Below are 26,053 nucleotides of genomic sequence, written 5' to 3'. Positions count from 1 at the left end.
CTCCGGCGGCTCCATCACAGCTATGAATCCCAGAAACAAAATGCGACACCATCAGCGATGATTGCAGTATTTAACGGCGCCGTCGACGACATCAGCAAGGCTATGAGATTGCACCGGGTGTGGATCGCGCTTGCCCACGAGGACATCGGCGACCAGCACAGACGCACGACGCTCGGCCCTCTTTGGCTCCTGGTCAACTACGTCGCGTTCGTAGGCACATTCGTTTTCGTGTTCCAGCCCGCCGGCAAGGATGCAGCGGGTTATGCTGCCTATGTCGCCATAGGCCTCCTGGTATGGTTCTACCTGATGGAAGTCATGTCCTTGAGCGTGTCGCTCTTTCAGCGCGAAGAGAGCTTCATCGAAGGCACGACGCTGCCTTTGTTTGTGTATGTGATGCGATTGGCATTGCAATCCTCGATAAGGGCGGGCTATGCGATCGCGGGATGCGTTGCCATTTTGCTTTTGAGCGGCCCTTCGATCGCCTCTCCGTGGCTATGGTCAGTTGCAGGACTGCTCCTGATACTGCTGGTCACGCCCGCAATGATCACCGTATTCGCGTTTCTCGGAGCTTTCTTTCCCGACAGCCAGTTCATTGTTGGCAATTTATTGCGGGTCGGCATGTTCTTCACACCCGTTTTCTGGGTGTATAACGGCCAAGAGGGTGTCCAGAAATACGCCTACCACTGGAATCCGTTCACTTATTTTCTGGAGATCGTCCGTTTGCCGATCATGAAGGGAGAATTTCCAGCTCATGCGTTCACTGTAACGATCGTCATGTCTTTGGCTACATGGATGATTGCATTGTTGCTGCTTGGTCGTTATCGCAGGCAAATCATCTTCATCATCTGAGTTTTCGATGGTTTCTATCAAGCTGGACAACGTAGGCCTTGTTTACAAACTGCACGAAAAGCTGACGCTTTCCGCGCCGGATCGGCGTGTGGGCAGGCCAGGCGGTAGAATCGAAGGCTCGGGCAGAAAGCAGTTCGTGCAGGCGCTCGACGGCGTCAGTTTCGAATTGAAGGCCGGCGACCGGCTGGGGCTGGTTGGCCCGAACGGTGCCGGCAAGACTACCCTTCTCAAGGTGCTCTACGGCATCTACGAGCCATCCGCCGGAAACGTGGCGATAGAAGGAAAAGTCGACGCTCTGTTCAACATCAACATAGGCTTTCGTCGCGAGGCCACCGGTCGCAGGAACATCGTTTTGCGTGGACTGATCAGCGGGTGGACGGAAGCCGAGATCGAAGAGAAGATGGAGGACATCATTGCTTTCAGCGAGCTCGGGGATTTCATCGATTTGCCATTCAAGGCTTACAGCCAAGGGATGGCCGCGCGACTGGCCTTTTCGGCGGCGACCGCGCTCGATCCCGAGATTCTGTTGATGGACGAGTGGATAGGCGCCGGCGATGCCTCTTTCCAGGAGAAGGCCAAGAGGCGCATGGACGAACTTGCGGAAAGGGCCGGCATTATCGTTCTGGCGAGTCATAGCGAAGGCCTTATCCAAAGCGTATGCACCAAGAGACTGACGCTAAGAAGTGGTCGGGTGGAATCCCTAACGATGGAGCCGGCCAAGCGTGCTGGGACAGTCGCAAGACCCTAGGCTCATGGCGCTCTTCGTGAGCAACGGCGCGCAGGGCCTGTTGCGGTGACGGTAGAATCCCAATATTTGTGCCACTTCTTTCCAGTACTCTGTTACGCCCACAATGCAAGATTTTCGCTACGTTAGCGGCTGCTGAACTTACAGACTCGCGAACGTGCCAGATGAATTACGCTAGACTCTTGAGTTGTTGATGACGAAGCCAAATGCCGTTCCGATGAATGATCTGAAGCGCCTATATCAGCGCTACGAGGTCAAAATCGACCGCGAAGTAGCCAGCACGCTGCGTTCCGGGTGGTGGCTCAACGGAAGCACGGGAAGAAGATTCGCCGCGAACTTTGCGGAGTTTGTAGGGGTGTCGGACTGTGTCCTTGTGGCCAACGGAACGGACGCCCTTGAGCTCGCCCTGGCCTCAGTCGCCAGACTCGGCGATACACGCGGCCGCGAAGTGATCATGACGGCCAACGCTGGGGGATATGCCAGCTGCGCCTGCTGGCACAACGATCTCATTCCGCATTATGTTGACATCGAACCGGCCAGCCAGCTCGTAAGTGTTCAGTCAGTGCAGGAAGCAGTCTGCGCAGATACCGCTGCAATCGTCGTTACACACCTTTATGGCGGTGTCGTCGATGTCCGGGCCATCAGAGCTGGACTTGCACTGGCTGGCCTCTCACACATTCCGATCGTCGAGGATTGCGCTCAGGCGCACGGGGCCCGTATCGGCGGCAATATGGCCGGGTCACTTGGAGATATCGCTACTTTCAGCTTTTACCCGACCAAGAATCTCGGCGCGATGGGTGACGGCGGCGCGGTCCTCACCTCTGATCCTGCACTCGCCGGACAAGTGCGACAGTTGCAACAGTATGGCTGGACTTCAAAGTATCATGTCGGCATCCCGGGAGGGCGAAATTCCCGCATGGACGAGGTCCAGGCCGCGATACTGGATGTATTGCTCCCTGATGTGGACAATCGCAATGAACAACGCCGCGCCATCCTGGACCGATACAAGTCCGTCGCCAGGCGCCGGGTGAAATTCTTGAACGGAGGCGACGGCGCTGTCGCCCACCTCGCCGTGGCCCTCTGTGACGATCGGGATGCATTCAGAGCGTTCATGAAAGAGCGTGGCGTGGATACCGAAATTCACTACCCTGTGCTGGATTGCGACCAGGTCGGCTGGGCGGACTTGCCGATGAAAGGAATTGAGAACCTCCCTGTATCAAGAGCCAGCGTGGGCCGACTCTGTTCCGTCCCTTGCTATCCCGACATGACGAATAACGAGATAGAGCAGGTGTGCCTGGCCCTCGGCGAATGGGAGGCAATGTGACAACACGCTCGATCGTTTTCCCGATTTATCGAAATCAGGCGAACATCCCCTCCCTTCTGCAAGCGATCGCTAATTTCCATTCCATGTATCAAGGCGACATCGAGTTTGTCTTCGTCGTCGACGGGTCGCCGGATGAATCGGGCGCCCTGCTGGTCACCGAGTTGAAGAACTCCGCCTATGTCTACAAGATCATCTTCCACAGCCGCAATTTCGGCTCCTTCACCGCCATTAGAACCGGCCTCGAACATGCTTCAGGCAATCAGGTTGCCGCGATGGCCGCCGATCTGCAGGAACCGCCGGAACTCATCGTCGAGTTCTTTTCGATACTGGAGAAAGACGGGGCGGATGTCGTCTTTGGCCGCAGGGTCGGGCGCGATGATCCGCCCCTGACCCGTTTTCTGTCCAAGGCCTTCTGGGCTGCCTACCGCAAGCTGGTCCTGCCCAGCATGCCGAGTGGCGGGGTCGATATTTTCGCCTGCAATCGCCAGGTGCTGGAATCGATCCTGTCGATTGAAGAGCCGAACAGTTCGCTTGTTGTGCAGCTGTTCTGGGTGGGATTCAGGCGAGAATTCGTAGCCTATCGCCGCCGCGAGCGAGAACATGGAAAGAGCGCCTGGAGCATGGCACGCAGGTTCCGCTACATGATGGACAGCATATTCTCGTTTTCCGACTTTCCGATCGTTCTGACGCTCTGGGCGGGCATTGTCGGTTGCGCACTAAGCTTGATATTCGCATTCGTCACCGTGGTTGCCCGATTGCTTGGCAAGATCGACCCTGCCGGCTACACGACGCTGGTGCTGCTGATCACCGGTTTCGGATCGGCCAGCCTTGCGGTGCAGGGCATTCTTGGCTGCTACCTTTGGCGCGCTGTTGAAAACACCAAATCGCGCCCGCTCAGAATCATAAGCCGCGTCGTCGATGGAACATCCAAATGACGGACAGACCGTTCTTTGTTCATGACCGTGGCATTTGCGAGACTTCGCACGTCGGCGAAGGAACCCGCATCTGGGCGTTTGCCCACGTCCTACCCGGCGCCGTGGTCGGCTCGAATTGCAACATTTGCGACCATGTTTTCATCGAGAATGATGTGATCATCGGCGATGAAGTGACCATAAAGTGCGGTGTCCAATTGTGGGACGGCCTTCGCTTGGGCAATCGCGTCTTTGTCGGCCCGAATGCGACGTTCACCAACGATCGCTTCCCCCGTTCGAAGGAATACCCCGAAACGTTTCTGCTGACGACCGTCGAGGATGGCGCGTCGATCGGCGCCAACGCGACGATTCTGCCGGGCATAACCATCGGCCGTCAGGCTATGATCGGCGCCGGCGCGGTGGTGACCAAGAACGTCCCCGCCAATGCCGTGGTGGTTGGAAATCCAGCCATCATCATCGGCTATCAGACCGGCCCGCAAGTGGAACCGGTGGTGACACAAGCGATCCCCAATGCAGCTGGCGACAGAATGCCACTTGGCGTTGGCGATTGCGAGCTCTGGCGGCTGCCGCATTTCAGCGACCTGCGCGGCGAGCTTGCTCCGCTCGAGTTCGGCTCGAACCTGCCCTTCAGGCCGGCGCGCACGTTCCTGGTCTATGGGGTCCCTTCCGACAAGGTCAGGGGGGAACATGCGCATCGCCAGTGTCATCAGTTCTTGATCGCGGCCCATGGCCGGCTTTCGGTGGTCGTCGATGACGGTCATGACAGAAAAGAGGTGTCGTTGTCTGATCCGTCGATCGGCCTTCATCTACCCCCGGGAATTTGGGGCATTCAGTACAAGTTCCAGCCCGATACTGTCCTGTTGGTCATGGCTTCACATCCGTATGATGCAGCCGACTACATCAGAGACTATTCGGATTTCCTCGCTGTGGTCGGGCGGGATGGCAGCTGATCGCATCGGCGCGGATGCCATCCGCTTTCTTGTCGCCGGCGGCCTGAACACCGCGCTGACCAGCCTTGTCTATTTCGCCGGCCTCACCGTACTCCCATCGGCCCTTTCCTACGCGATTGCCTGGCTGGCGGGCCTAGCGTTTGCGATGGTGTTCTATCCCGACCGCGTATTTCCCGGCGGTCGTACCGGCATTGCCGACAGGCTGGCCATCGGCGGCTCGATCGCTGTCGTGTTTGTGATCGGATTGACTACCCTTCAGTTTCTCGAAGGCATTCTGCAAAACACCGTTGTCGCGTTCTTCATGACCCTTGCCACGACGACCGTCCTCAACTTCCTGATTTCTCGATGGATACTCCGCAGACCATGCTGACGCGAACAAGCACCATCCGACCGGCAATTAATCTCTTCGCGATCTTTGCCGTGATGTATTTCTCTGAACTGACTTCCTTCCAACTATCGATTGATGAGGAGGTCGCAGCCTTCAGAACGGAGGCCTCGATCTGGATTATCCAAGGGCGCTGGGGCGCCTACCTCATCGAGACATTTATCCTTCCTAATCCCATCATACCTTTCCTCACACCAGGCATCTTTGGCCTGGGCTGTGTTGGTGCCTACCTCCTTGTCATGGACATCATCGACAAGCACGAGCTCTCCGCGGCGGAGTACGCATGTTTTGCGCTTTTCTGCGGCTTCCCGACATGGTTCTTCATGGTCGAGTTTTACTCGAATATTGCCACGATCGGGATCGGTCTTTTCGCGATGGCTCTTTCGGTTTGGCTCGTTAGCAAAGGGGACAATTCGGTCCTCAGCCTGCGTTTCTTATGCGCAATAGTCGCCGGCAGCTTCGCGGTTTCGACTTATCAGAGTTTTGCGCCTGGAATACTTGTACTGGGCATCGCGGTTTCCGTTCTTCGGGCGCGATCTGACGCCAGCAAATCATTTCCTACGGACCTGTTTCGGATGGGAGTCCTCCTGGTCGGCGCTACGCTGCTCTACAAACTCGGCGACGTTATCTTTAGGTCATTTGTCACCGGGAGAAACGAGTATTTCGAATCTCTTTTCCAACTGAGCTTTCTGTTTCAACATCCGGCGACTGTCATTGGGCGCGTGTTGAACGCTGTAAAAGGCGTGTACGGCCTCGACTTTGCCACCTATGGTGCTGCGCTATGGGCGATTCCGCCACTGCTCGCGCTGGGTGGCTTGGCCGTTTTTAAGGACACCGCCCGTCCAAGACTGCTGTTGACGGCAGCAGCCTTCGCTTCGTTACTCGTTCCCTTCGGTTTTCATTTCCTCGCCGCCGGAAACATGCCCACCCGAAGTCTGGCTGGAGCGCCGATCGCGGTGTGGCTTTTTGCCTATGTAGCTGTGACGAGCAAAAATCCCAGGATTCAGGTCCCGTCGGCGATATTGCTGGCGGTGGCGCTTTTCCAGATCCAGGTCATCCAGAATTCTCGCCAGGCATCCAACTACCTACTCGACAAGCACGATACTCTTCTTGCCGTCTCGATCTACAACCGATTGTCGACGACACCGGGGTATGACGCAAAACGCACATATGCCATCAGCGTTTTCGGCTCGCAGCCATTTGCGACCACATATCCAAGAACGCCCGGCTCAACGGTGGGATACTCCTTCTTCGAATGGGACGGCGGCAATTCCTGGCGGATTGCCTACTACATGAAACTGCTGGGTTATTCCAATTTGAACGGCGCAACGCCGGATCAAGTCGACCGAACAATTATCCGTCTTTCAACGATGCCGGTTTGGCCTGCTCCCGGCAGTGTGGAAATCAAGGACGACATCGCGCTGATAAGGCTCGGCGAGACACCTAGCTACCCAAATCAGCAAGCCCTCGAAAGGGCGGCTAACCGTTGAAGCCACCGCAACTGGTTCCCTCACGGAAGTCCTTCAGCGAGGGATGGCGCAGCTTCTCCTCGCCTCGCCGGTTCAAAGAACTAACGCATTTCATTAGCTTTAGCTTTCGCCAGATGTTTAGTCCCGGCATTTGCTGAAGCGGATTGAGTTTGAAGGTTCCGGTTGTGACGCCCACGCCTTGCAATGAACTCGTAGGGCGTGAGACCCTTGAGGGTCTTGAGCCTGCGGGCGAAGTTGTAGGCGGCGACGAAGTCGGCGAGATGGGTGCGGAGTTGGTCGTGGCTTCGTAGTAGAAGCGCTTGACGGTGGCGTCCTTGATAGTCCGGTTCATTCTCTCGACCTGGCCGTTAGTCCACGGATGCCTGGCCTTGGTCGTGCGGTGCTCGATGTCGTTCCTGGCGCAGGCGTATTCGAAGGCGTGAGCGCGGAATATCTCGCCACTTGCGATTGCCTCTTTGATCAGCGGCACCGCCGAGCCACCGGCATAGGGGGTGGTGAACTGGATGCCATTGTCGGTAAGCACGGTATGGATCTTGTAGGGCACGGCCGCGATTAACCGCACTAGAAAGTCTCTTGATACGGCTGTGGGGGCCTTCTCGTGCAACTCGACGAAGGCGAACTCGAGGGTGCGGTCGATAGCGACGAACATCTGCGGCTTGCCCTGCTCGGTCCTGACCTAGGCAATGTCGATGTGGAAGTAGCCGATCGGGTAGCTCTTGAATTTCCTCTTCGCCGGTTTGTCGCCCTCGACATCCGGGAGCCGGCCGATGCCATGGCGCTGCAGGCAGCGATGCAATGAAGATCGCGTCAGGTGCGGGATGGGCGCTTGAAGCGCATAGAGGCAGTCGTCGAGCGGCAGCAGCGTGTAGCGGCGGAAAGCAACAATGACCGCCTCTTCCTCAATCGAGAGCACCGTCGAACTCGGTTCCTTCGGACCGTCGGTAGATCGGCGACCGAAGCTGGCCTCTTCCACTTCGCAACCGTCTTCTAGTTGATCCCGATGGCGCTTGGCCAGCGTCCTCAGCCTCTCTTGACTATGCTGTATCGCTCGACGGACCGCCTCTGTCGTTGTGGCGCTCCCATGCAGAACTTGCCCATAGCGCATCTTTTGATTCGGAAGACAATGATGCTCCATCAAAGCCCGGGATCAAACATCTAGCAGCGCTTGTCCGGCGTCACGGCGCGGTTTGTGAACTGAAGGTTGCGATCAGGGCGGCCGGCATCCCGGCATGGCTGGCAATAGAGCACCTTGATCAGATCCCAGTGCATGCAGCCATCGTCTACGCCCAGGCGCCGGAAGCGCCGCCACGTCGAGCACGACATGTTGAATGCAAGGCATGCAATTTATGTTTACAAGGCGCTCTGTGAACAGCAGCAGGTGGCAACCAAAATGACTTTCGAGCAAATTGCAACCCTTTATTCAGACTACGCTAATAGAGCGGTCAGCACCGAACTTCACCCAAACGATGTAATGTACAACACTGGTCCGTCACATTACTTCAACGTCGGGAAGTCGGGCGTGCAGGCCATTCTCACAGGCCTCTCGCTTTCGTGGCGCAGCCAGGTGATGACGGTTCTCGACTTGCCTTGCGGCCACGGCCGCGTTGGCCGGCACCTTAGGCAGCTCTTTCCCAATGCCGAGCTTTTCTATTGCGACATTGATGCCGAAGGGGCTGACTTTTGCGCCCGAGCGTTTGGCGGGAAAGCCATACACTCAAAGGCTGACCTGCTGCAGGTTGATCTGCCAAAAAAACTCGACATGATCTGGGTCGGGTCGCTCTTCACTCACGTCGACAAGCGGCGAACGGATGCATGGCTGCACTACCTTGCCGACCATCTGAGCGATCACGGCGTTCTTGTCGCCACCTTCCATGGCTATTTCACTGGGAAAAATACCAAGTTTCACGGCGGCGTGGATGAGGCGCGAGTTCGCCGAGAGTTCGAGACAACCGGCTTCGGCTATTCGCGATACACCACCCTTGCCGGCGTGGAGGACTATGGCCTATCGCTGTCGAAGCCGTCCGCTGTTCTCGACATCGCCGACACAATTCCCGGCGTGCGCGCCTCGTACATCGAGCGCGGATGGGCAAACAATCACGATGTCTTGGTGATCAACAAGAATGATCGGTTGGCTACCCTTGGCTGATCTGACCTTGCCCCTGTAGTCTAATCCGGTTTGAAGTTCGTTCTGGCCCATCGAAGAGGACCAGGACATGAAGCGCAGCCGCTTTTCTGAAGAGCAGATCATCGGAATTCTGAAGGAGCATGAGGCCGGGGTCTCGGTCGTCGATCTGTGTCGGAAGCACGGCGTCAGTGATGCTTCGATCTACAACTGGAAGGCCCGCTTCGGCGGGATGGATGTTTCCGAGGCTCGGCGACTGAAGGCGCTGGAGGACGAGAACACGCGGTTGAAGCGGCTTCTGGCCGACGCCATGCTCGACAATGCCGCGTTGAAGGATCTCGTGGGAAAGAAATGGTGACGCCCGCGGCCAAGCGGAAAGCTGTCGCTCGCCTGAAGGAAGGCTTCGGGATGAGCGAACGGCGGGCGTGTAAAGCCATCGGCGGTTGCCGCATGACGGTTCGCTACGAGACCAGCAGGCCCGACGACCGCGAGCTTCGCGCACGGATGAAGGCGATCGCGCAGGAGCGTCGCCGGTTCGGCTACCGGCGCCTGCTCGTGATGCTGAGGCGGGAGGGCCTGGTCGTGAACCACAAGAAGCTGTTCCGCCTCTATCGGGAGGAGAAGCTCGCCGTTCGCCGACGTGGCGGCCGCAAGCGGGCGATCGGGACCAGGGCGCCGATGCTTGTGCCGCTGAGGCCCGACGAGCGCTGGTCGCTCGACTTCGTATCGGACCAGCTCACCGACGGCCGTCGCTTGCGCATCCTGGCCGTCGTCGACGATTGCACGAGAGAGTGCCTGGTACTCATCGTTGATACATCTCTCTCGGGCATGCGGGTTGCCCGCGAACTGGACCGGCTCATCACCGAGCGTGGCCGGCCGAGGATGATCGTCAGCGACAATGGCAGCGAGTTCACCTCGAACGCCATCCTCGCCTGGGCGGATCAGAACCGCGTCGAATGGCATTACATTGCGCCCGGCAAGCCGATGCAGAACGGCTTCATCGAGAGCTTCAATGGCCGACTGCGCGATGAACTACTCAACGAGACGCTGTTTACCTCGCAGGCTCAGGCGCGCGTAGCCATCGCCCTGTGGCGCGCCGACTACAACACCGCGCGGACGCACTCCCAAATCGCCTGGCAGACACCGGCCGAGTTCGCCAGCACCTTCAATCCGCGACGGTCGCTCGCGCTGCGCTATGCCAAAGGCTCCGCGCCAGCGCCCGTCGCTTCACCCGCCCAGCAGGGCAAAACCCACGCCGGAAACGAACTCAAAACTGGATAAAAACTGGGGGCAACGTCAGATCGCACGCGCTACTGACTGAAGGCGACTTGGCCACTGTGAAAAAACACTGGCGGGCCTGGTGACACCGGCCCATACCTAGTCTAGTTGATCGACCGTTGCTAACAAGGCCTCGGCGATCCGGAGGAAGTATGCAACACACATTGCCGTACCTGGCAGAGGCGGAGCATATCGCGGCCAAAACTGGGAGCCCTGAACAGGCCCTCGCCGCGCTCAGAAAGCTAAGCCTCGACGACTTCGGGCTGTTCGTAATTTCCTTGCCGAACAAAGAATACCCAGCGCTCTCGAAGATACTGCCGCGCATGGCCAGCCCAGAAATACAGACCACCTGGACGGGTGCAAGTGGCGTTGAACTCCTGAAGCAGACCCTTGCCTTCACGCGGATCGTTGAGAGCTGCGCCGTTCGCCATACTCAAAAGCCGCTTCACGGCTCCACGATCCTCGACTTCGGATGCGGCTACGGGCGCATCATGCGGATGATGTACTTCTTCTCAGATCCGGATCGCCTCTGGGGCGTCGACGCATGGGAAAATTCGCTCATGACCTGCAAAGAGGCCGGCATGCTTGGTCATTTTGTGCAGTCCGAGCGAGTGCCCGAAAGGCTGCCGGTCGGCGATACTAAATTTGATCTCGCCTTTGCTTTCTCTGTGTTCACCCATCTTGCCCCGAGCGCCGCCGACGCCTGCCTGCTGGCCATGAGAGGTCATCTGCGGGACGGAGCTTTGTTTATTCTGACGATTCGCCCAGTCGAATTCTGGCCGTTCATTGATCAAGTTCGGAAAACAAACGTCCAAGCAAAACTGGTGAAGGAGCACCAAACCACCGGGATCGCCTACCTGCCTCACAACGGCATTGAAGGCGAGACATACGGCGACACGTCCCTCACCTTCGATTTTTTCAGGAAGGATGGGTGGAAGATGCTCGGCTATGAGCGGTCGATATTCGATGTTTTCCAGACGTCCGTGATACTGCAGGCCGCCTAGTTGCCATCGGAAACGAGCGTTGCCCATTTGCCGGACGTCGCCGCTTAAGGATCGCTGTGCTCTCGCTTAGAGAGTCAGACCCGAGCGAGGCGAAGAGATGGGCGAAACAAAAGACAAAGACGGGATTCAGATCGGCCACTTCGACGCTATGGCCGAGATGAGCGATTAGTTCACCTCGCGAAAATCCTGCAGCGAGGCATGGCGCAAGTCTTCCTCGCCCCGTAAATGGTCGGCAGAGGCACCTGTCTGCCCTTGGCCGGTCCACCGACTTGGCCACAAACAAGAGCCACCGACGGATCGACGAATTGGTCGCGCATGAGGGCAAGATGATCCGGCATCATCAAGTCATCATCCGGAGAGAAGGCCATTAATTCCCCTCGTGACGATCGAAGGGCCAAATGACGATTCGCATGCCCAAAGTGCGGTGCCTTGGGGAAACTAAACCAACGAACGCGTGGGTCAGAAAGCCCAGGAAGAGCTAGAACCGCATGTTTTCCGTAGCCGCCCCACACTTGAGGGCCGCAGGGCGCGGGGCTGCCGACGGATGCCCTTGAAGAGGCGCTCGTTTTCCTACGCCGGCTCGGCTCGGACGACTTCGGCCTCTATATGATTTCCTTGCCGAACAAGGACTATCCCGGCTTGTCGCATCTCCTGCCGGCGGTGGCCAGCGGCGAAATGCGGGAGACTTGGACCGCCGGGGCATTCCAGATGGAGTCATTTTTCAGACCATCTAGCGAAACGTTCCAAAACATCAGGCCCTATCTGGCTAAGAATAGCCAATCCGCGTGAGGTCAGCTCGGCATCCGTCATCTCAAGATATGATATCTGGTTTACTTCCGGGCACCAATGTCGATCCAAAAACTGTGCCGGCTCAGGGATATCAGAGAAGTCGGAGAGAATCTGTACATTCTCTTCCCGAAACCGTTTTGCGATACTCCGGGCCGTCAGGAGGTCGAGCATGGGAACGTTGGCGCGTTTGTACTCGTCGGGTAGCACTGTCAGCAACCATCTTTCAAGTTCGACGTCGTGATACCCCGAGAAGAGATCCCGCGCGCGCTTGGCCATCAGGTGGAGGAGAGAATAATCGATCCCTTCGTTCGCCCTCAAATCTAGAGGGGAGATGCTGCTCCCGATCAAACCAAAGAAGTCCGGGACGACACCACCTCCGACAAGAGTCGGGCCGAGCGGCCTCACAATGACCCGAGCTCGTGGTAGTGCTGCGCGCCACGCGTTTAGCGATTCCAGACAATTCGGCATTCCGGTTGTCAAGCAACGCTCAACGAAAGCTCGAAGGCTGGTGGCATCCTTCATGTACCACTGCTTCCACGCGCTTGGTATCCATTGGAATTGCGGGCGCATGTAAATGACGACGATCGTATCGATCTCGCAATCAATTCCCGATAAGAGTCGCGGTTTCTTCGGAGATTCAAGATTTTCTGCAGAAAGTACTGCGACAGACGGCGCAACTCTTTTGATTTCCCGACCGAGCCGCTCGGTCAATACCTCGTCTCTCTCGCAGGCCTCTTCGACCAACCATTGCGGGATCCCAGGCTGATCGAACGTCAGATCACCGCCAATCTTGCGAATTCCATCCTGTTCAAGCGCCGCCGAATAAACATGCAATGCTTCTTGAATGGCGCTACTTCCAGTCTTTCCAAAGCCGGCATGGATCACTAATTTCATGTTCATGTGTCTTTCAGAGGAAGCGCGGATCGCCATCGAGTTCAACCAGGTTCAGTACGACGCCTACGGGCCCCTCTTAGCCGCTTAACCCCTACATAAGAAGCCCCTGTGGCGGCGCGGGCACAGCCTTGATGAGTTCGCTGCTAGACGCGGGACCCAAGTCGCCCAATTAAACCTTGACTTATCGCAAGTGATATCCCTTGGGTGCTCAGGCCCGACATAGGAAGCCGCGCGGAGGCGTGTGGCTCAGCCATTGCCCGCTGTCGCGAACTGCCCCGGAATTGGGCTTTGGCTCTGCCGCCAGCGATACGTGAGGGCGACGCCCTCATCAAGCGTATGAACCGGGCGCCAGCCGAGATCGCGTTGGATCTTCTGTATATCGAGAACGTTTCGGCGGACATCGACTCCACGGGCCGGCGCGTAGACAAGTTCCGCCGGAATGCGAAGAATGGCGGATATTTTGGTCGCCAGTTCGATTACGCTTGTGCCCACGCCGGAGCCAACATTGTAGACTTCCCCAGCGCTTCCACGAAGGCCGAGCAAGATCAATGCCTGCGTGACGTCGTCGATATAGACGTAGTCGCGGATATTTTGGCCATCGCCCCAGATCTCCACCGGCGTTCGGCTGGCTATCCTGTCGAACAGGGCCGCAATCAGCCCTTGGCCTTTCGCCGCCGACTGATATGGGCCAAATGGGTTCGAAATCCGCGCGATTACACTGTCGACCCCGTGCAGGGATCGATAGAGATTGAAATATCGCTCGATTGCGAGTTTGACCGTTCCGTAGGATGAGATTGGCACATTCGCGTGCTCCTCAGATATTTGTGCCGCGTCGGTCTGACCATAGACGGTGCCTCCTGACGAGGAAAAAACCCATCGACAGTCCACGCCCTTGGTCGCCTCCAACAAACCTACGGTGGCCATCAGATTGGCCTCGATCTCAGCGACGGCCATGTCGGTTGCTGCCGTCGGGCGTGCGGAACTGGCCAAGTGAAAGACTATGGAGCCCTCCATCGCGGCGAGAAGTTGGCGGGGCGGGGTGGCTAGATCGCCAAGAATAATGATGCTCCCCCTAGGCCAATGCTCGGACGCATAACGGGCAAAGCAAACAAGCTCAAAGCCTTGCTCCGCCATGGTGCGTGCGAGGTTGATCCCGATAAAGCCTGAAGCTCCTAGGATAACCGCCTTCCTACGCACGCTGGCGTGCTGCGGGCGCTCCTGTGTCATGCCGCATCCGAACCTTTGACGCCGAGATAGGTGCGAACGTGCTCTAGCCAGGCATCAGCCTTCCTGCGCGTTTCGGCGGAAACTAACGCAAGTGAGCGTGCCACTTCCTGCGCCCGCCGTACCTCGCTCAGATGCGTCTCCGCCATTTCGGACTGTGTGACGCTCTGCGCGTGTCGTCGGTGCCAGTTGAGCTGCTTCGCGCTGAATCGCATCTTTCCCTGTATCAATACTCTGAGATAAACGAGCCAATCTCCTGCTACGCGAAAGCTGAACAACTCGTCGCCGATTTCGGCAATCGCTTTGCTGATCGCAACTCGACGGAAAACAGCTGCACTGACGTTCGGAATCGTGTTTTTTATGCTCATCGCCTCGCTGATCTCGGCTTGGCCATTCTTGGTATAATCGGACAACCAATCGTCAGAGATGTCACGGGTGTAGTCGATATAGCTTTCTGCGAGCACGCGGCCTTTACCGTCCAACTGCCCAGATTGGCTATACGCAAGCACAAGGGACGGATCAGCGAAGGCGGGCACCAGCTCTTCGAGAAAGCCAGGCTCGGCGAAATCATCGGCTTCCGCGATCCAGACCAGATCGCCACGGCTACGACCGACGCCCTTCGCCCATTGACGAAAGACCGATCCCGAATTCCGGCTGCTGATGGACAGTTCCACATCCAATTCACTGTGCTCAGCGCGGAAGCTGTTGATAATTTCAACACTTCTATCCGTCGAGGCGTCGTCCAGCACGATAAGTTCATAGATCGGATAACTTTGGGTCGCGATACTCCTTAGCCGTTGCAACAGGTGGTTCGCGTAGTTGTAGTTCGGAACGACCACCGATATGCGCTGGAACCCTGTAGCGTGATGAAGAAGGTCCATCAGATATTGCCGCATTGATCCAACCGTAACGAGGTCGTGTTGGACAGGACCGTCCAAAATCCCGCTTAGCTGAATGGCAAAATCTTCAACGTCGAGCTTCTTCGCGAGCCTACCTCCACTATCAAGGATGAAATCGGCTGCGCCGGTTGCATCCTGAAAGGCCACGACCGGAACGCCGACTTCCGCGGCTTCTAGAACGACATTCGGAAACGGATCCTCGCGTGACGTCAATGCGTATGCAGACGCTCCGGCGTAGTATGCCATTGGGTCTTGGACAAATCCGACGAACTTGACGCTATCCTTCAGCTTCTTCTGAGCAAGAAGCGTTTCAATCGTTTCCTTCATCCCCTGGTCGAAATGACCAATCCAAATGAACGCTGTACCGGGATGCGAGCTAAGAACTTTTTCTGCCACTTCGATGAAAAGGTCCGGCCCCTTTCGGTGATCCACGAAGGCTACGGCAAGAACATAGCGGGTGCCCGGCGCAAAGCCATGCTGATCACAAATAAGACGACGTGCTTCCTCGGACTGGCCTTTGAACGGGTTTCTCCGCACGAGGCCCTGAGGACGGATCAATGCTTGCCTGAGCGGTTCGCCGAGGAAGCTCTCGAATCCGGATTGAACGATAGACGCTGCAAAAACGATTTTGTCGGCGTGTTCGGCGATGGCGAGGGCGTGCCTGTTCAGACTGTAGGACTCCAAGACTCCAGGCAGTTCGTGAACTAGAGAAACCGTGCGGAAGCCAGCTTCCTTTAAGACCGGAACCATCAAGCCAGATACCGTGGTGTTTACAATAGCGACCTCGGCACCAGCATTCCGTATCGCCTCCAATTTTCGGCGCACCAATTCCACTGGCTCGCTGTCGAGAGCCACGCGGTGCAGCGACGCAACCTCGGCAAAGCGCGAAAGCATAGGGCCATCGCCGAGGACGATCATATCTACATCATATTGCAGCTCCCCAAATTCCCGGGCCATCGCCAGAGCGAGCAATTGTGCACCATGGGGATGGGCATCGTGGGACACGATTGCTATCCGGGGCTTGGGCTTTCCGTTCGCCGCCTCCAAGGAGTCGCGGGTCGCTTGCAGGTAAGCATGGCCGTTTGCGCTATCGGGCTCCAGATGAGCGCCTTCCGCCCACTCGTTCCAGGCATTGACGAAGACCAGCCGCTCGGATGGTTCGTCGACATGGGTCAGCGCGTCCTCAATGGCGTTATCCAGCCATCTGCGGTAGAGCGCGGGGGTGTTGTTGATGAACACAGTGCCGCCGCCCTTACGGCGTGCCGAGTTGTCCCAGCCGGGGCAAACCGAGCGGAAGAGCTTGTACTTGCGGGGCGGATAGTTCTCGCTGCGCTGCAGAAAAACCGACCAATCATAGACAGTCGTGGCAAAATCCTGGCGCAGCGGCGCCACAGTGTGCGTGACGTTTGGCGGCGCGGAATTGTTTGGCGGAAATTCCACGGCGGCATCGAACCCGTAACGTTTGGGTGGCACCGATTCGAAGGATTGGGTGTAGGCGAGAAAAATCTCGCCAATACCGTTCGCCCGGCACCATGTCCGCCAACGGCGCGCTGTCTTGGCTGCCGCCGGAAGCAGGCTTGGGCGGTAGACAAGCAGCAGCGGCTTGCCGTCGATTCGGATGTAGCGAGGGTCGCGAAGATAAGGCGCAACCTCGGCTATGAAGGCTAGGTCGTCCCGGGGTGAGTGGTCCTGGGCAATGAGTATCTCCTGGTCCATCCCATCCCAGCGACGCGACCAGTTCTCGTTGGCCCAGCAGAGGCAGAACGGCATGTCGAGGCTCTTGTCCTCGAGCCAGTTTTCGAGCGGCTTTTCCAATAGCCTCTTGCCGCCGAACCAATAAAAATAGAAGCAGAAGGCCTCCACTCCATAGAGTTTTGCCAGCTCGATTTGGCGGCGCTGCACGGCGGTGTCGCGCAGATCATAGTAGCCAAGCGCATCCGGTACATGCGGCTGGTGGTGGCCGACAAATTGCGGCTGGGCGGACCTGACATTGGTCCATTCTGTGAAGCCATGCCCCCACCATTCATCGTTTTCGGGGATCGGGTGGAACTGCGGCAGGTAGAACGCGACGACGCGCACCGGCTTCTGAAGCAGCGGCGGCGCTTCGAGACGCGGCACATAGACAGGTTCAGGAGCAAAGCCCGGGCCAGAGGTGGCCGACCTATACGATGCCGCTCCGTTGTCGCCCAAGGGTGCGTTGGGCGCCTCCAAGCTTCTCCAGGCACGGTAGGCATTCGTAACGCCAAACAGCGAAGGGAAGGTTGAAAACGCCGCTCTCTTCAGCTTCCGCTTGGCGTTGATCGGCAGCGGCAGATTGTGCCAACAGGCGTAAGCGGCGCGAGCCGCGAAACGGCAAAACTTGATGGGTGAATTGCCGATCGCGCGAACACGGCTCCCAATTGCGCGCAAAGGCCTGGTCAGTCGCCATGACGTGCTGGCGTAGACGGCATCAAGAATACCATGCAACCGGATTTCCTCGGAGCGCGCATTGTCGCGATCGGCAAGGAGCGTGCTGGCGTCCACATGCACCGTCGACAGTTCCGCTTGCAAAGCGTGTATCTCTTCTGCCCTCGCAGCGAGTTGGGCTCTTGCGCGTGCGATTTCGCCGGAGCGGCTCTCGACCTCTCTGCGCGACTTGGCGACTTCTTCGAGGAGCGCCTGCGTCTGCATTTCGCGATGCTCGCCCTGTTCCCTGTGGCCCGCGATCTCCTCTTCCATCGTCATCGACTGTAACGACCACGGATTTCCAGCTTGGCTGGCAGCGTTCAGCACCGTACCATCAAGTCGAAGGATGCTTTGCTCGACGGCCGCGACCTCCCCGGCTACATGGCGCCGCCCCAGGACGTTCTCCTGGGACGGCCGTTTAGTTATGATGCAAAGAGAGTTCAGGAACTCTATGGAATGGATGGACGCAAGCGAAGGCTCATCGAATGCGATCCCGTACCGATTGGCGAATGCTGCAAGTGCATCCGTTCGACGGTGATCCAGTCCCCAATGCTCGTGATTTACCAAGTCCAGCAATCGCTTGAAAAACGATATCGAGGAAAGCGGATCGTAGAGGCCACCTTCGAAATCCTGCCAGTAGCTGGTATGCAAATCCTCGATAACGAATATCCCACCGTCTAAGAGGTGAGGAAAATAACGCGCGAATGTCCGTATGACGTCGGAAGATATATGCGACCCATCGTCTATGATCACGTCGAATGTCTCGGATCGTGCAACAATACTACTCTGGATCTCTTCCGAGTTAGCATCCCCGACGACAACGTCTATCCTCTTGTCGTCGAAACGCAGCAGACCGCAATTCTGGTTGATATCGCAGCCGAGAATAATTTCCGCCTTTGGAAAATACTTTCCCCATATCTCAAGTGAGCCGCCATTCTGGATACCGATTTCGAGGATCCGAACCGGCTTGCTTCGATATTTCGAAAAAAAACGGTCATATTCACTCAGGTAGATCGACCATTTGTCCGACACCTTGCCGTCATGGGTATCATAGAGCCGGCGAAGCGACCGTGTACGGGTATTGGTAGCTTCCGCTTTCGGAACGCTGTTCTTCGCTGGGGTCGTTGGTTCGTTCATCGTTGAAGGCTGTCCTTGATTGGCGCCGAACCGCTTCGAGGTAGCCCCGACAAGCGATCCGTAGCACTGTCTCTCGATCGACGCCCTAAGTTCCGACTATTCCCTACGAGGTGGGCAACCACTATCTCCGCCGACGCCCTCCACTTCGGCGCCGTCCACCCGAACGCGACCGCGAATTTTGCCGTCGATAGCCGCGAATTGGCTGGGCGGCGCGCCTTTGTCGGATAGTCTCTGGTCGCGATTTCGCGCACCCCAGCATGCGGGCCACCCAACGCCTTGCTTATTTCCAGGATATGACGGGCGAAGCCGCTCCAGGTGGTCTCGCCGGTTCCCGCCAGATGGTAGATGCCGAACGAAACAAAGTCCTTGTCGCCGTGCAGAACTGCCGCCACATGCAAGATCGCATCAGCGATATCGAGCGCAGACGTCGGGGTTCCCCACTGGTCGGCCACCACCGCGATCTCGTCGCGGTCGCCAGCCAGCCTCAGCATCGTCTTGACGAAGTTCCTGCCGAAGGGGCTGTAGACCCAGGCCGTGCGCAGGATCAGGTGGCGTGGATTGGCTGCCGCCACCGCTACTTCTCCGGCGAGCTTGGAGGCGCCGTAGACGCCGAGCGGCGCTGGCGCATCGGTCTCCACATAGGCGCCGTCCTTGGTGCCGTCGAAGACATAGTCGGTCGAAAGGTGGATAACCGGAACGCCAAGCCGCGCTGCCGCCTCTGCGACCGTGCCGGCGCCTTCGGCATTCACAGCAAAAGCCAGGTCGGGCTCGTCCTCGGCCTGGTCGACGGCGGTGTAGGCAGCTGCAGAAACGATGATATCGGGCCGCGATGCTTCGAGCGCCTTGAACACCGTGTCGGGCCGCGCAAGGTCGAGTTGCGGCCGGCCAACGGCAACGACTTCCATGTCGCTCCGTCCTTGCGCCGCCTCCAGCAGGCTCGCGGCGATCTGGCCCTCGCGTCCGGTGACAGCGATCCTCACGACGCGCCCTTCCTGTCTTCCACCGCGGCCTGGCCCAGCCGCTCACCGGCATAGCGCTGCTCGCGAATCGGCCCCCACCACCATTTGTTGTCGAGGAACCAGTCGACAGTCCTTGCCAGGCCGCTGTCGAAATTCTCCTTTGGCGACCAGCCAAGATCGCGGCCGATCTTGGAGGCGTCGATGGCATAGCGGCGGTCGTGGCCGGGGCGGTCGGTGACGAAGGAGATCAGGTCGCGGTAGCGCTTGCCGCCAGCGCGCGGCCTTCGCAGGTCGAGAAGATCGCAAATGGTCTCGACGACGCTCAGATTGGTGCGCTCGGAATTGCCACCAACATTGTAGCTCTGGCCCGGTTGCCCCTTTGTCGCGACAAGCTCGAGCGCGCGTGCGTGATCCTCGACGAACAGCCAGTCGCGCACATTGGCGCCGGCGCCGTAGACCGGCAGCGGCTTTTCGTCGAGCGCGTTCAGGATGACCAGCGGAATGAGCTTTTCGGGAAAGTGATAGGGCCCGTAATTGTTCGAGCAGTTGGAAAGCACGACCGGCAGGCCATAGGTCTCGTGCCAGGCGCGCACCAGATGGTCCGAGGCCGCCTTGGAGGCGGAGTATGGCGAGGACGGCGCATAGGGCGTCTCCTCAATGAACATGCCACCGTCGAAGGGAAGATCACCGAACACCTCGTCGGTCGAGACATGATGGAAGCGGAAGCGGGTCTTGCGGTCCTCCGGCAGGCCGCGCCAGTATTCCAAGGTCGTATTCAGCATTCGGTAGGTGCCGACGATGTTGGTCTCGATGAAGGTGCCCGGCCCGTCGATCGAGCGGTCGACATGGCTCTCGGCTGCCAGGTTCATGACGATGTCGATGTCGTCGCGACGCAATATGTCGAGCACCGCCTTCTCGTCGCAAATGTCAGCCTGCTCGAACCTGTAGTTGTGTGCATTCTCGATCGGCCGCAGCGAGGCGAGGTTGCCGGCATAGGTCAGCTTGTCGAGATTGGTCACGCGATAGGCCGGATTGGCGCACAAATGCCGGCATACGGCCGAGCCGATGAAGCCGGCACCGCCAGTCACCAGGAAATTCACGCGGCCCTCCTCACGAAACCCTCTCATGCGAACACCTCCGCCATGCCAAGGACCGGCGCGCTGAGATCCTTTTCCGAAAGCTGGAACCCGCCTGATATCGCAGGCCATTCGATGCCGATGGCCGGGTCGTCGTAACGGATCGACCGGTCGTGCTCGGGCGAATAGGTGTCGGTGACCTTGTACAGAACCTCGGTGTCGGGCTCGAGCGTGACGAAGCCGTGCGCGAAGCCTTTCGGCACCAGGATCTGGTTGCCCTTCTCGGCCGATATTTCGAGGGCGACCCATTGCCCGAAGCTCTTGGAGCCGCGACGGATATCGACCGCAACGTCGAGGATGCTGCCGCGGACCACGCGCAGCAGCTTGTCCTGGGCACGCGGCGGTAGCTGGTAGTGCAGCCCCCTCACCACGCCCGCTGCGGCGGAATAGGAGTGATTATCCTGCACGAAGCGCAGGTCGATGCCGGCCTCCGCAAAGCGCTCGGCATTGTAGGTTTCGATGAAGAAGCCGCGTGCGTCGCCGTGCCGCTTCGGCACGATCTCCACAACGTCGTCGAGGCCGAGCGGCCTGATTTCAAGCACCCTGGTCCTCCGTCAGATCCATGACCCGCTTGCGAAGATAGGCGGCATATTCGTTCTTTCCGAGGCGCATGGCGCGCTCCAGAACCTTGTCGGCGGCAAGCCAGCCCTGCTCGAAGGCGATCTCTTCCGGGCAGGCGACCTTTATGCCCTGGCGGTGTTCGATGGTACGCACGAAGGATGCGGCTTCATGCAGGCTGTCATGCGTGCCGGTATCGAGCCAGGCATAGCCGCGGCCGAGCTGATGGACCTGCAGTTGCCCGCGCCCAAGATAGACATTGTTGACCGCCGTGATCTCGAGCTCGCCGCGCGCGGAGGGCCTGATCGTCGAGGCGATGTCGATGACCTCGTTATCATAGAAATAAAGGCCGGTGACGGCCCAGTTGGACTTCGGCTTCTGCGGCTTCTCTTCGATCGTCAAGGCAGTGCCGCTGACCCTGTCAAAGGATACCACGCCGTAGCGCTCAGGATCGTCGACATGATAGGCGAACACGGACGCACCGCTTTCGCGCGCCGCCGCCGTGCGGCAAAGCTGCGACAAGCCTTCGCCGAAATAGATGTTGTCGCCGAGGATCATCGACACGCTGTCCTTGCCGATGAACTCGCGGCCGATGATGAACGCCTCGGCAAGACCATTGGGGTGGGGCTGTTCGGCGTAGGACAGCTCCAGCCCGAATTCCGAGCCGTCGCCCAGCAACTCCCGGAACACCGGCAAGTCGCGCGGAGTTGAAATGATCAGAATCTGGCGAATTCCCGAAAGCATCAGCACGCTCAGCGGGTAATAGATCATCGGCTTGTCGTAAATCGGGAGTATTTGCTTAGAGACGGCTAATGTTAGCGGATAGAGACGAGTGCCGCTGCCTCCTGCAAGGATAATTCCTTTCAACAAGCTCTCCCTTGAAAACCGAGGCCCCCGCCCTGACAACAAGTTGCCCGTGCTTAGGTTTCAAGCAATGGCTTGTCAATCTTCCCGCTCGGGCAGCGTCCAGGATCATCCCCGTTTGTCCTGATCGGTTAGTGGACAGTATCGGTCAAGCTGCAGCGGAAATGGTCGCCAGAGCAGATTGCCGGCTGGCTCAAGCGCACCTACCCAGGGGAGCCGCATAATCAGGTGTCGCACGAAACGATCTATCGCAGCCTGTCCATTCGGGCACGTGGAGTGCTGAAAAAGGAACCGCTGGAGCATCTTAGAGCCAGGCGCACGATCCGCCGTTCCCCGCACGCCAGCATGAAGCGGAGTCGGCTGGGCCAGATCAAGGATGCAATCTCCATCAGCGAACGGCCCGCCACCGTCGAAGATCGAGCAGTTCCCGGCCACTGGGAGGACGACCTCATCTCCGGGTCCAAGAACAGCAACGTGGCGACGCTGGTCGAGCGTCACTCGCGCTGTGTGACGCTGATCAAGGTCGCCAATAAAGATACCGAAAGCGTCGTCTCAGTCCTAATCAAGCAGTCGCAGAAATTGCCGGAGAGCTCTATCAATCGCTGACATGGGACCGAGGCAAAGAGCTTGCCGACCACCAGCGGCTGACAATGGCCACGGACGTCGAGGTCTACTTCTGCGATCCTCGATCGCCTTGGCAGCGCGGCTCGAATGAAAACACCGACCGACTGCTGCGCCAATATCTGCCACGTGGCACCGACCTATCCCTGCACAGCCAGGCAAAGCTCAGCGCCATCGCGCGGCAGCTCAACGGACGCCCCAGAAAGACCTTGCTCTATTAGACCCCAGCGGAGAAGTTCGCTGAGTGTGTTGCAGCGATCGGTTGAACCCGCCGCCCCAAAGCGGCCATTCGCTGCGAACGATGTCTATTGAGCTGGGGGGCGAAAACCGTGCCTCCAAACCCGCCGCCCGGCAACACCTCTGAAGGACGAGCGTCTGCGCGGGAACAATGATAGTCGCCGCCATCGAATAGCGAAGGGCGCCCATACCAGGCCTCGATTGCCTTGCACAGCGTCATCTCTGCTGAGCGAGGTATGGAAGATCCGGGAAATCTCGAATGGCGCTACAAAGGTCAGGTTTGGCAGAGCACATCTGAAGCAACATCTCACCGGCCCGACCGCTCGCTTGCAGCAAGCAACGAGGCAAACATGTGCGCATAGTTTTCGGCCAGCTCTCCCCAATCCCACTCTCGGATCGTCTCGATCATGCGGGCGGCCATCTGCGACCCCAGCGACGGCGTGTCCCGCAACAGGGCGAGCTTGTTCGCGAGCCCCTCCGCAGTTCCATCGAAGAACAGCCCGTTGTCGCCATCCCGAATCAGCTCGGGCATGTTTCCCACACGGGTCGTTACCAAGGGGACACCGCACGCCGCCGCCTCCAAGCAAGGATTGGGAGTGCCTTCGCTGCGACTGGCGCAGACATAAACGTCGAGACCCCGATAGAAGTCGAGCATTTCGTCATGGCTGCGCCAGCGTTGCTCCCGAACCGCAGTCAGTAGTCGCACGCCCGGCACGGCAGCGACCGCGGGCTCGATGACGTCGTGGAAGCCCCGATGCGCCGGACCATGGTTGCTCAGACTTCCCGCCCATCCAACGCGGAGCTCGCCAGCCCGGGGTTGCTCTTGTGGGGGACAAAAGAATGTCGTGTCGACCCCATTGGGCGTGTAGTGGACCGGAACACGCAGTAGAGGACCGTATTCGTGCTCGAGCTGCCGATTATTGACAAACACAGCGCGCGCCAGCCGGTGCAGGGTGGCGAGCCCCGGCTCGCGGAATTCGCCCTCGAGCTCTCTGTGGCTGCAGATCCCGATGAGCAGCCTGTCAGACCGCCGGGCGAGGGCCGATTCCGGCAGGGGCAGTTTCGAGATTTGGAGCCAATAGAAGATGAGCACGATGTCCGCCGCGTTCACGTCGGACTCAGTCACATCATGCTGAAATCGTTCGACGATCTCGAACCTTCTTTCCAGCACGCGCCGGAGATTTTGGGTCTTGCGATCGATCGCCCAGCCGGGTCGGTCCGCGATCGCCAGGATGCGGGGGAGGTGTACATCGCTCACGGGGCGTACCGCTCAAGCCAGTGCGCCGACCATGGATTGGCCTCGTTCAGATCGTCGTCCGTCGCAGTGGCGCGCATCTGGCTGGCGTCCGGCAGCCGGATATCCTCTGATCGCAAGCGAGGTCGCCATCCGTGCCAACCAAGACCATTGACCTCCTCGCTCAGGTACCGGCGGCCAGCATACTTGCGCGCGGCGTGCTCTGCACTCAGGAACAGATAATGCTTCATGCGAAAACGCTCGGGGTAGAGCGTCACCGGCCCCCCGAAGCGTACGCGATGGCCGCCTGACCACGCAATCTCCATGGGGCCGTCCTGTTTCTTGTACGCACGGACGCAGTGTGGGGAGGTCGGCCGGAACGGGTAGTAGGTCCGCAGCGTGTATTGATAATTGGGATTGTCGTGATTGGGGGCTTCCCTGGTAGGAATGAACGTGAACTCGGAAGACTCGATCGCGTTGCAGCCGAGTGCGTCGGCTGCCGCAATGGCGGAGACCAACGATGAGTACGAAGTCGGCGGAAGGTGGATCTCGTCAGCGTCAACATGCATGAACCAGTCTGCTTCGAGCGACTGAAATAGTTCCTCTTTGCGACGAAGAAGGTGCTCCCAGCAATACCAGCCGTTATGCGGGATACTTTCGAATCCTATCAATCCAGCCCCGCAGTAGCGCTGGGCAATCTCAAGCGTTCGGTCCGTCGACTGATTGTCGCAGACGTAGACCTGCACGCCTTGACGAAAGAGGTTCTCAAGACATTCGGCGATGAACCGTTCTTCGTTCCGTGTTGTAAGGACCGCGACGACTCGCGGGGAATTCCTATCACGCGCAGCATTCGCAATGTGAGTGTTGAGATCGACCAAATCCCTCAATCCTTTGTCGTATGCTTCCGGATGTCATTCTGGCCGATCAACTGATAGGGCGCAATGAACTTGGCCGGAATAACGGTCTAAAGACTCACAGCGGCCATGCCAAGGCGCTATCACTCTCTCACCTGAAGTGCAACGCGCGCTCATAGCGGTCCCCGTCGCGATCGCAAGTCTCAGGAACAGCGCGTTCGGAAACAGGCAAAACGGCCCCTTATGGCGCCTCCACGCCTTGCTGTTTCTGTCGCAGCCTCCGCATCCGACAATCACATCCTGGCTCATCACATTCCGTTTCGGGAAGGAGCAAACCGCTCCTACCTTTCTTCACTGCGCAACCGCAATAGGGCATCGGATTCCCATCAAACGGCAGCGCATTCCTGGACAATTCGATCCCGCGAAACGACAATCGGATCCCGCGCAATGCACAACGGATTTCCCTGTTAGATCGCCGCCGACCTCTGACTTTGCCGGATACTTGGTCGAATTTCCCTGATCTGAAGCAGGGAAATTTCCCCTAAATTATCTAAAATTGCACGATAATATCGCTGCCTCGTTCCACGCATCAGGCACCTCGCGGGAATTCCCGCTTTTTTGCCTGTTGTCTGGAATATCAAACGGAGACTGGTTCGCCAGTGACTGCTCGGTTCAGGCGCGATGTCCTCGTGTTCTGGAAGTTCGGGCTGGCGATGGATACCACTATTGCTGGATCCTCGGCCTGTGCATCCTTGGCGGCCTCGCGTTGGAGAGGATGACACCGCAAGGATTGTTGCGCCGGGTCCAGTCGTCGGCCCTCAAACTTCTCAGTGCCCTCCGGCGTCGGCGGCGGCAGGACCCGCTCGGCCAAGCGCGGATCGGCAAAAATATCGGGCCTTTTCTCGCCCGGATCGGGAACGGCCCGACACCATGACGCCGGCATCGATTGGCGAAGGACTTGATGCCACAGCCGGCCGTGAAGGCCAGCACACATTCGAAGAAATGTATTGTCAAGAGAAGCATGCAGCCCGCCAACGCGCATTTCAGTTGACCGCTGTCTCTCAGAGCGGAGAAACGCGCCGCGCGTCCTGGCGGGCGCGCTTGCACGAAACAGTGCATAGGA

Annotated in this window: 19 protein-coding genes and 2 pseudogenes; 11 read left to right on the top strand and 10 right to left on the bottom strand. The window is 58.4% G+C overall.

Annotation, left to right across the window (positions count from 1 at the left end; genetic code table 11):
* Positions 1 to 57: 57 nt before the first annotated feature.
* The 7 genes from EN846_RS06730 to EN846_RS06700 all read left to right on the top strand — a co-directional run bounded on the left by EN846_RS06730 (position 58) and on the right by EN846_RS06700 (position 6,675).
* On the top strand, positions 58 to 849 hold the full coding sequence (locus EN846_RS06730) for an ABC transporter permease (RefSeq protein WP_127310552.1): 792 nt from the start codon (positions 58 to 60) through the stop codon (positions 847 to 849).
* Between the two features lie 7 nt (positions 850 to 856).
* Complete coding sequence (locus EN846_RS06725; RefSeq protein ID WP_127310551.1) at positions 857 to 1,597, top strand: ABC transporter ATP-binding protein; 741 nt, start codon at positions 857 to 859, stop codon at positions 1,595 to 1,597.
* Positions 1,598 to 1,787: 190 nt separating this feature from the next.
* Positions 1,788 to 2,918 carry a DegT/DnrJ/EryC1/StrS family aminotransferase gene (locus tag EN846_RS06720; RefSeq protein WP_127310550.1) on the top strand — a complete coding sequence of 377 codons (1,131 nt, stop codon included), beginning with the start codon at positions 1,788 to 1,790 and terminating at the stop codon, positions 2,916 to 2,918.
* Positions 2,915 to 3,853, top strand: coding sequence for a glycosyltransferase family 2 protein (locus EN846_RS06715; protein WP_210212306.1), 939 nt, complete (start codon positions 2,915 to 2,917; stop codon positions 3,851 to 3,853). The genes EN846_RS06720 and EN846_RS06715 overlap by 4 nt, the downstream gene beginning before the upstream one ends.
* Positions 3,850 to 4,800, top strand: coding sequence for a WxcM-like domain-containing protein (locus EN846_RS06710; RefSeq protein ID WP_127310548.1), 951 nt, complete (start codon positions 3,850 to 3,852; stop codon positions 4,798 to 4,800). Before EN846_RS06715 ends, EN846_RS06710 begins: the two co-directional genes overlap by 4 nt.
* A complete protein-coding gene (locus EN846_RS06705; RefSeq protein ID WP_127391634.1) occupies positions 4,790 to 5,170 on the top strand; it encodes a GtrA family protein in 381 nt (126 codons plus the stop codon). The genes EN846_RS06710 and EN846_RS06705 overlap by 11 nt, the downstream gene beginning before the upstream one ends.
* Positions 5,146 to 6,675: a glucosyltransferase domain-containing protein gene (locus tag EN846_RS06700; protein ID WP_128346380.1), complete on the top strand. Its 1,530-nt coding sequence runs from the start codon at positions 5,146 to 5,148 to the stop codon at positions 6,673 to 6,675. Before EN846_RS06705 ends, EN846_RS06700 begins: the two co-directional genes overlap by 25 nt.
* Positions 6,676 to 6,755: 80 nt before the next feature.
* Here the strand turns inward: EN846_RS06700 and EN846_RS06695 are convergent.
* Positions 6,756 to 7,780: pseudogene (locus EN846_RS06695) on the bottom strand (IS481 family transposase).
* Positions 7,781 to 7,996: 216 nt separating this feature from the next.
* Here EN846_RS06695 and EN846_RS06690 point away from each other — a divergent pair.
* The 3 genes from EN846_RS06690 (at position 7,997) to EN846_RS06680 (ending at position 11,079) form a co-directional block, all read left to right on the top strand.
* Entirely contained in the window at positions 7,997 to 8,821 is an 825-nt protein-coding gene (locus tag EN846_RS06690) for a class I SAM-dependent methyltransferase (RefSeq protein WP_187331203.1), read from the top strand.
* A gap of 67 nt (positions 8,822 to 8,888) precedes the next feature.
* Positions 8,889 to 10,078, top strand: a protein-coding gene (locus EN846_RS06685; RefSeq protein ID WP_127391629.1) for an IS3 family transposase whose coding sequence is annotated in 2 segments (ribosomal slippage) — positions 8,889 to 9,138 and positions 9,138 to 10,078 — 1,191 coding nt in all. Because the reading frame shifts where the segments join, the coding sequence is not laid out codon by codon here.
* 149 nt (positions 10,079 to 10,227) lie between these two features.
* A complete protein-coding gene (locus EN846_RS06680) occupies positions 10,228 to 11,079 on the top strand; it encodes a class I SAM-dependent methyltransferase (RefSeq protein ID WP_127309977.1) in 852 nt (283 codons plus the stop codon).
* A 714-nt stretch (positions 11,080 to 11,793) separates the two neighbouring features.
* Here EN846_RS06680 and EN846_RS06670 read toward each other — a convergent pair.
* The 7 genes from EN846_RS06670 to rfbA all read right to left on the bottom strand — a co-directional run bounded on the left by EN846_RS06670 (position 11,794) and on the right by rfbA (position 21,987).
* Positions 11,794 to 12,768 carry a hypothetical protein gene (locus tag EN846_RS06670; RefSeq protein ID WP_127309979.1) on the bottom strand — a complete coding sequence of 325 codons (975 nt, stop codon included), beginning with the start codon at positions 12,766 to 12,768 and terminating at the stop codon, positions 11,794 to 11,796.
* Between the two features lie 240 nt (positions 12,769 to 13,008).
* Positions 13,009 to 13,989: an NAD-dependent epimerase/dehydratase family protein gene (locus tag EN846_RS06665; protein WP_127309980.1), complete on the bottom strand. Its 981-nt coding sequence runs from the start codon at positions 13,987 to 13,989 to the stop codon at positions 13,009 to 13,011.
* The gene (locus tag EN846_RS06660; protein WP_127309981.1) at positions 13,986 to 18,467 is read right to left on the bottom strand and encodes a glycoside hydrolase family 99-like domain-containing protein; all 4,482 of its coding nucleotides are present in this window, start codon (positions 18,465 to 18,467) and stop codon (positions 13,986 to 13,988) included. Before EN846_RS06660 ends, EN846_RS06665 begins: the two co-directional genes overlap by 4 nt.
* Positions 18,464 to 19,447 (bottom strand): dTDP-4-dehydrorhamnose reductase, encoded by a 984-nt coding sequence (gene rfbD / locus EN846_RS06655; protein ID WP_127391630.1) that lies wholly within the window; start codon positions 19,445 to 19,447, stop codon positions 18,464 to 18,466. Before rfbD ends, EN846_RS06660 begins: the two co-directional genes overlap by 4 nt.
* Positions 19,444 to 20,526, bottom strand: coding sequence for a dTDP-glucose 4,6-dehydratase (rfbB, locus tag EN846_RS06650; protein ID WP_127391633.1), 1,083 nt, complete (start codon positions 20,524 to 20,526; stop codon positions 19,444 to 19,446). Before rfbB ends, rfbD begins: the two co-directional genes overlap by 4 nt.
* Before the next feature lie 23 nt (positions 20,527 to 20,549).
* A complete protein-coding gene (gene rfbC / locus EN846_RS06645) occupies positions 20,550 to 21,104 on the bottom strand; it encodes a dTDP-4-dehydrorhamnose 3,5-epimerase (RefSeq protein WP_127309983.1) in 555 nt (184 codons plus the stop codon).
* Positions 21,097 to 21,987: a glucose-1-phosphate thymidylyltransferase RfbA gene (rfbA, locus tag EN846_RS06640; protein WP_127391631.1), complete on the bottom strand. Its 891-nt coding sequence runs from the start codon at positions 21,985 to 21,987 to the stop codon at positions 21,097 to 21,099. Before rfbA ends, rfbC begins: the two co-directional genes overlap by 8 nt.
* A gap of 138 nt (positions 21,988 to 22,125) precedes the next feature.
* Between rfbA and EN846_RS35790 the strand changes: the two are divergent.
* Positions 22,126 to 22,826: pseudogene (locus EN846_RS35790) on the top strand (IS30 family transposase); the annotation flags it as partial.
* Between the two features lie 323 nt (positions 22,827 to 23,149).
* Here EN846_RS35790 and EN846_RS06630 read toward each other — a convergent pair.
* Together EN846_RS06630 and EN846_RS06625 are read right to left on the bottom strand one after the other, a co-directional pair.
* On the bottom strand, positions 23,150 to 24,100 hold the full coding sequence (locus EN846_RS06630) for a glycosyltransferase family 4 protein (RefSeq protein ID WP_128346306.1): 951 nt from the start codon (positions 24,098 to 24,100) through the stop codon (positions 23,150 to 23,152).
* Entirely contained in the window at positions 24,097 to 24,954 is an 858-nt protein-coding gene (locus EN846_RS06625; protein ID WP_245493352.1) for a glycosyltransferase, read from the bottom strand. The genes EN846_RS06630 and EN846_RS06625 overlap by 4 nt, the downstream gene beginning before the upstream one ends.
* Positions 24,955 to 26,053 lie beyond the last annotated feature (1,099 nt).

The organism is Mesorhizobium sp. M4B.F.Ca.ET.203.01.1.1 (assembly GCF_004791025.1).
Taxonomy (GTDB): Bacteria; Pseudomonadota; Alphaproteobacteria; order Rhizobiales; family Rhizobiaceae; genus Mesorhizobium; species Mesorhizobium abyssinicae.
The sequence above is the reverse complement of the archived record's forward strand: the minus strand, read 5'-3'. Positions and strand labels throughout refer to the sequence as shown.

Excerpts from the sequence above, each read along its gene's own strand:
- EN846_RS06665 (WP_127309980.1), bottom strand. The coding sequence starts at position 13,989 with ATGACACAGGAGCGCCCGCAGCACGCCAGCGTGCGTAGGAAGGCGGTT.
- EN846_RS06670 (WP_127309979.1), bottom strand. The coding sequence starts at position 12,768 with ATGAACATGAAATTAGTGATCCATGCCGGCTTTGGAAAGACTGGAAGT.
- EN846_RS06720 (WP_127310550.1), top strand. The coding sequence starts at position 1,788 with ATGACGAAGCCAAATGCCGTTCCGATGAATGATCTGAAGCGCCTATAT.
- EN846_RS06660 (WP_127309981.1), bottom strand. The coding sequence starts at position 18,467 with ATGAACGAACCAACGACCCCAGCGAAGAACAGCGTTCCGAAAGCGGAA.
- EN846_RS06710 (WP_127310548.1), top strand. The coding sequence starts at position 3,850 with ATGACGGACAGACCGTTCTTTGTTCATGACCGTGGCATTTGCGAGACT.
- EN846_RS06725 (WP_127310551.1), top strand. The coding sequence starts at position 857 with ATGGTTTCTATCAAGCTGGACAACGTAGGCCTTGTTTACAAACTGCAC.
- EN846_RS06730 (WP_127310552.1), top strand. The coding sequence starts at position 58 with ATGATTGCAGTATTTAACGGCGCCGTCGACGACATCAGCAAGGCTATG.
- EN846_RS06690 (WP_187331203.1), top strand. The coding sequence starts at position 7,997 with ATGTTGAATGCAAGGCATGCAATTTATGTTTACAAGGCGCTCTGTGAA.
- EN846_RS06680 (WP_127309977.1), top strand. The coding sequence starts at position 10,228 with ATGCAACACACATTGCCGTACCTGGCAGAGGCGGAGCATATCGCGGCC.
- EN846_RS06705 (WP_127391634.1), top strand. The coding sequence starts at position 4,790 with ATGGCAGCTGATCGCATCGGCGCGGATGCCATCCGCTTTCTTGTCGCC.
- EN846_RS06700 (WP_128346380.1), top strand. The coding sequence starts at position 5,146 with ATGGATACTCCGCAGACCATGCTGACGCGAACAAGCACCATCCGACCG.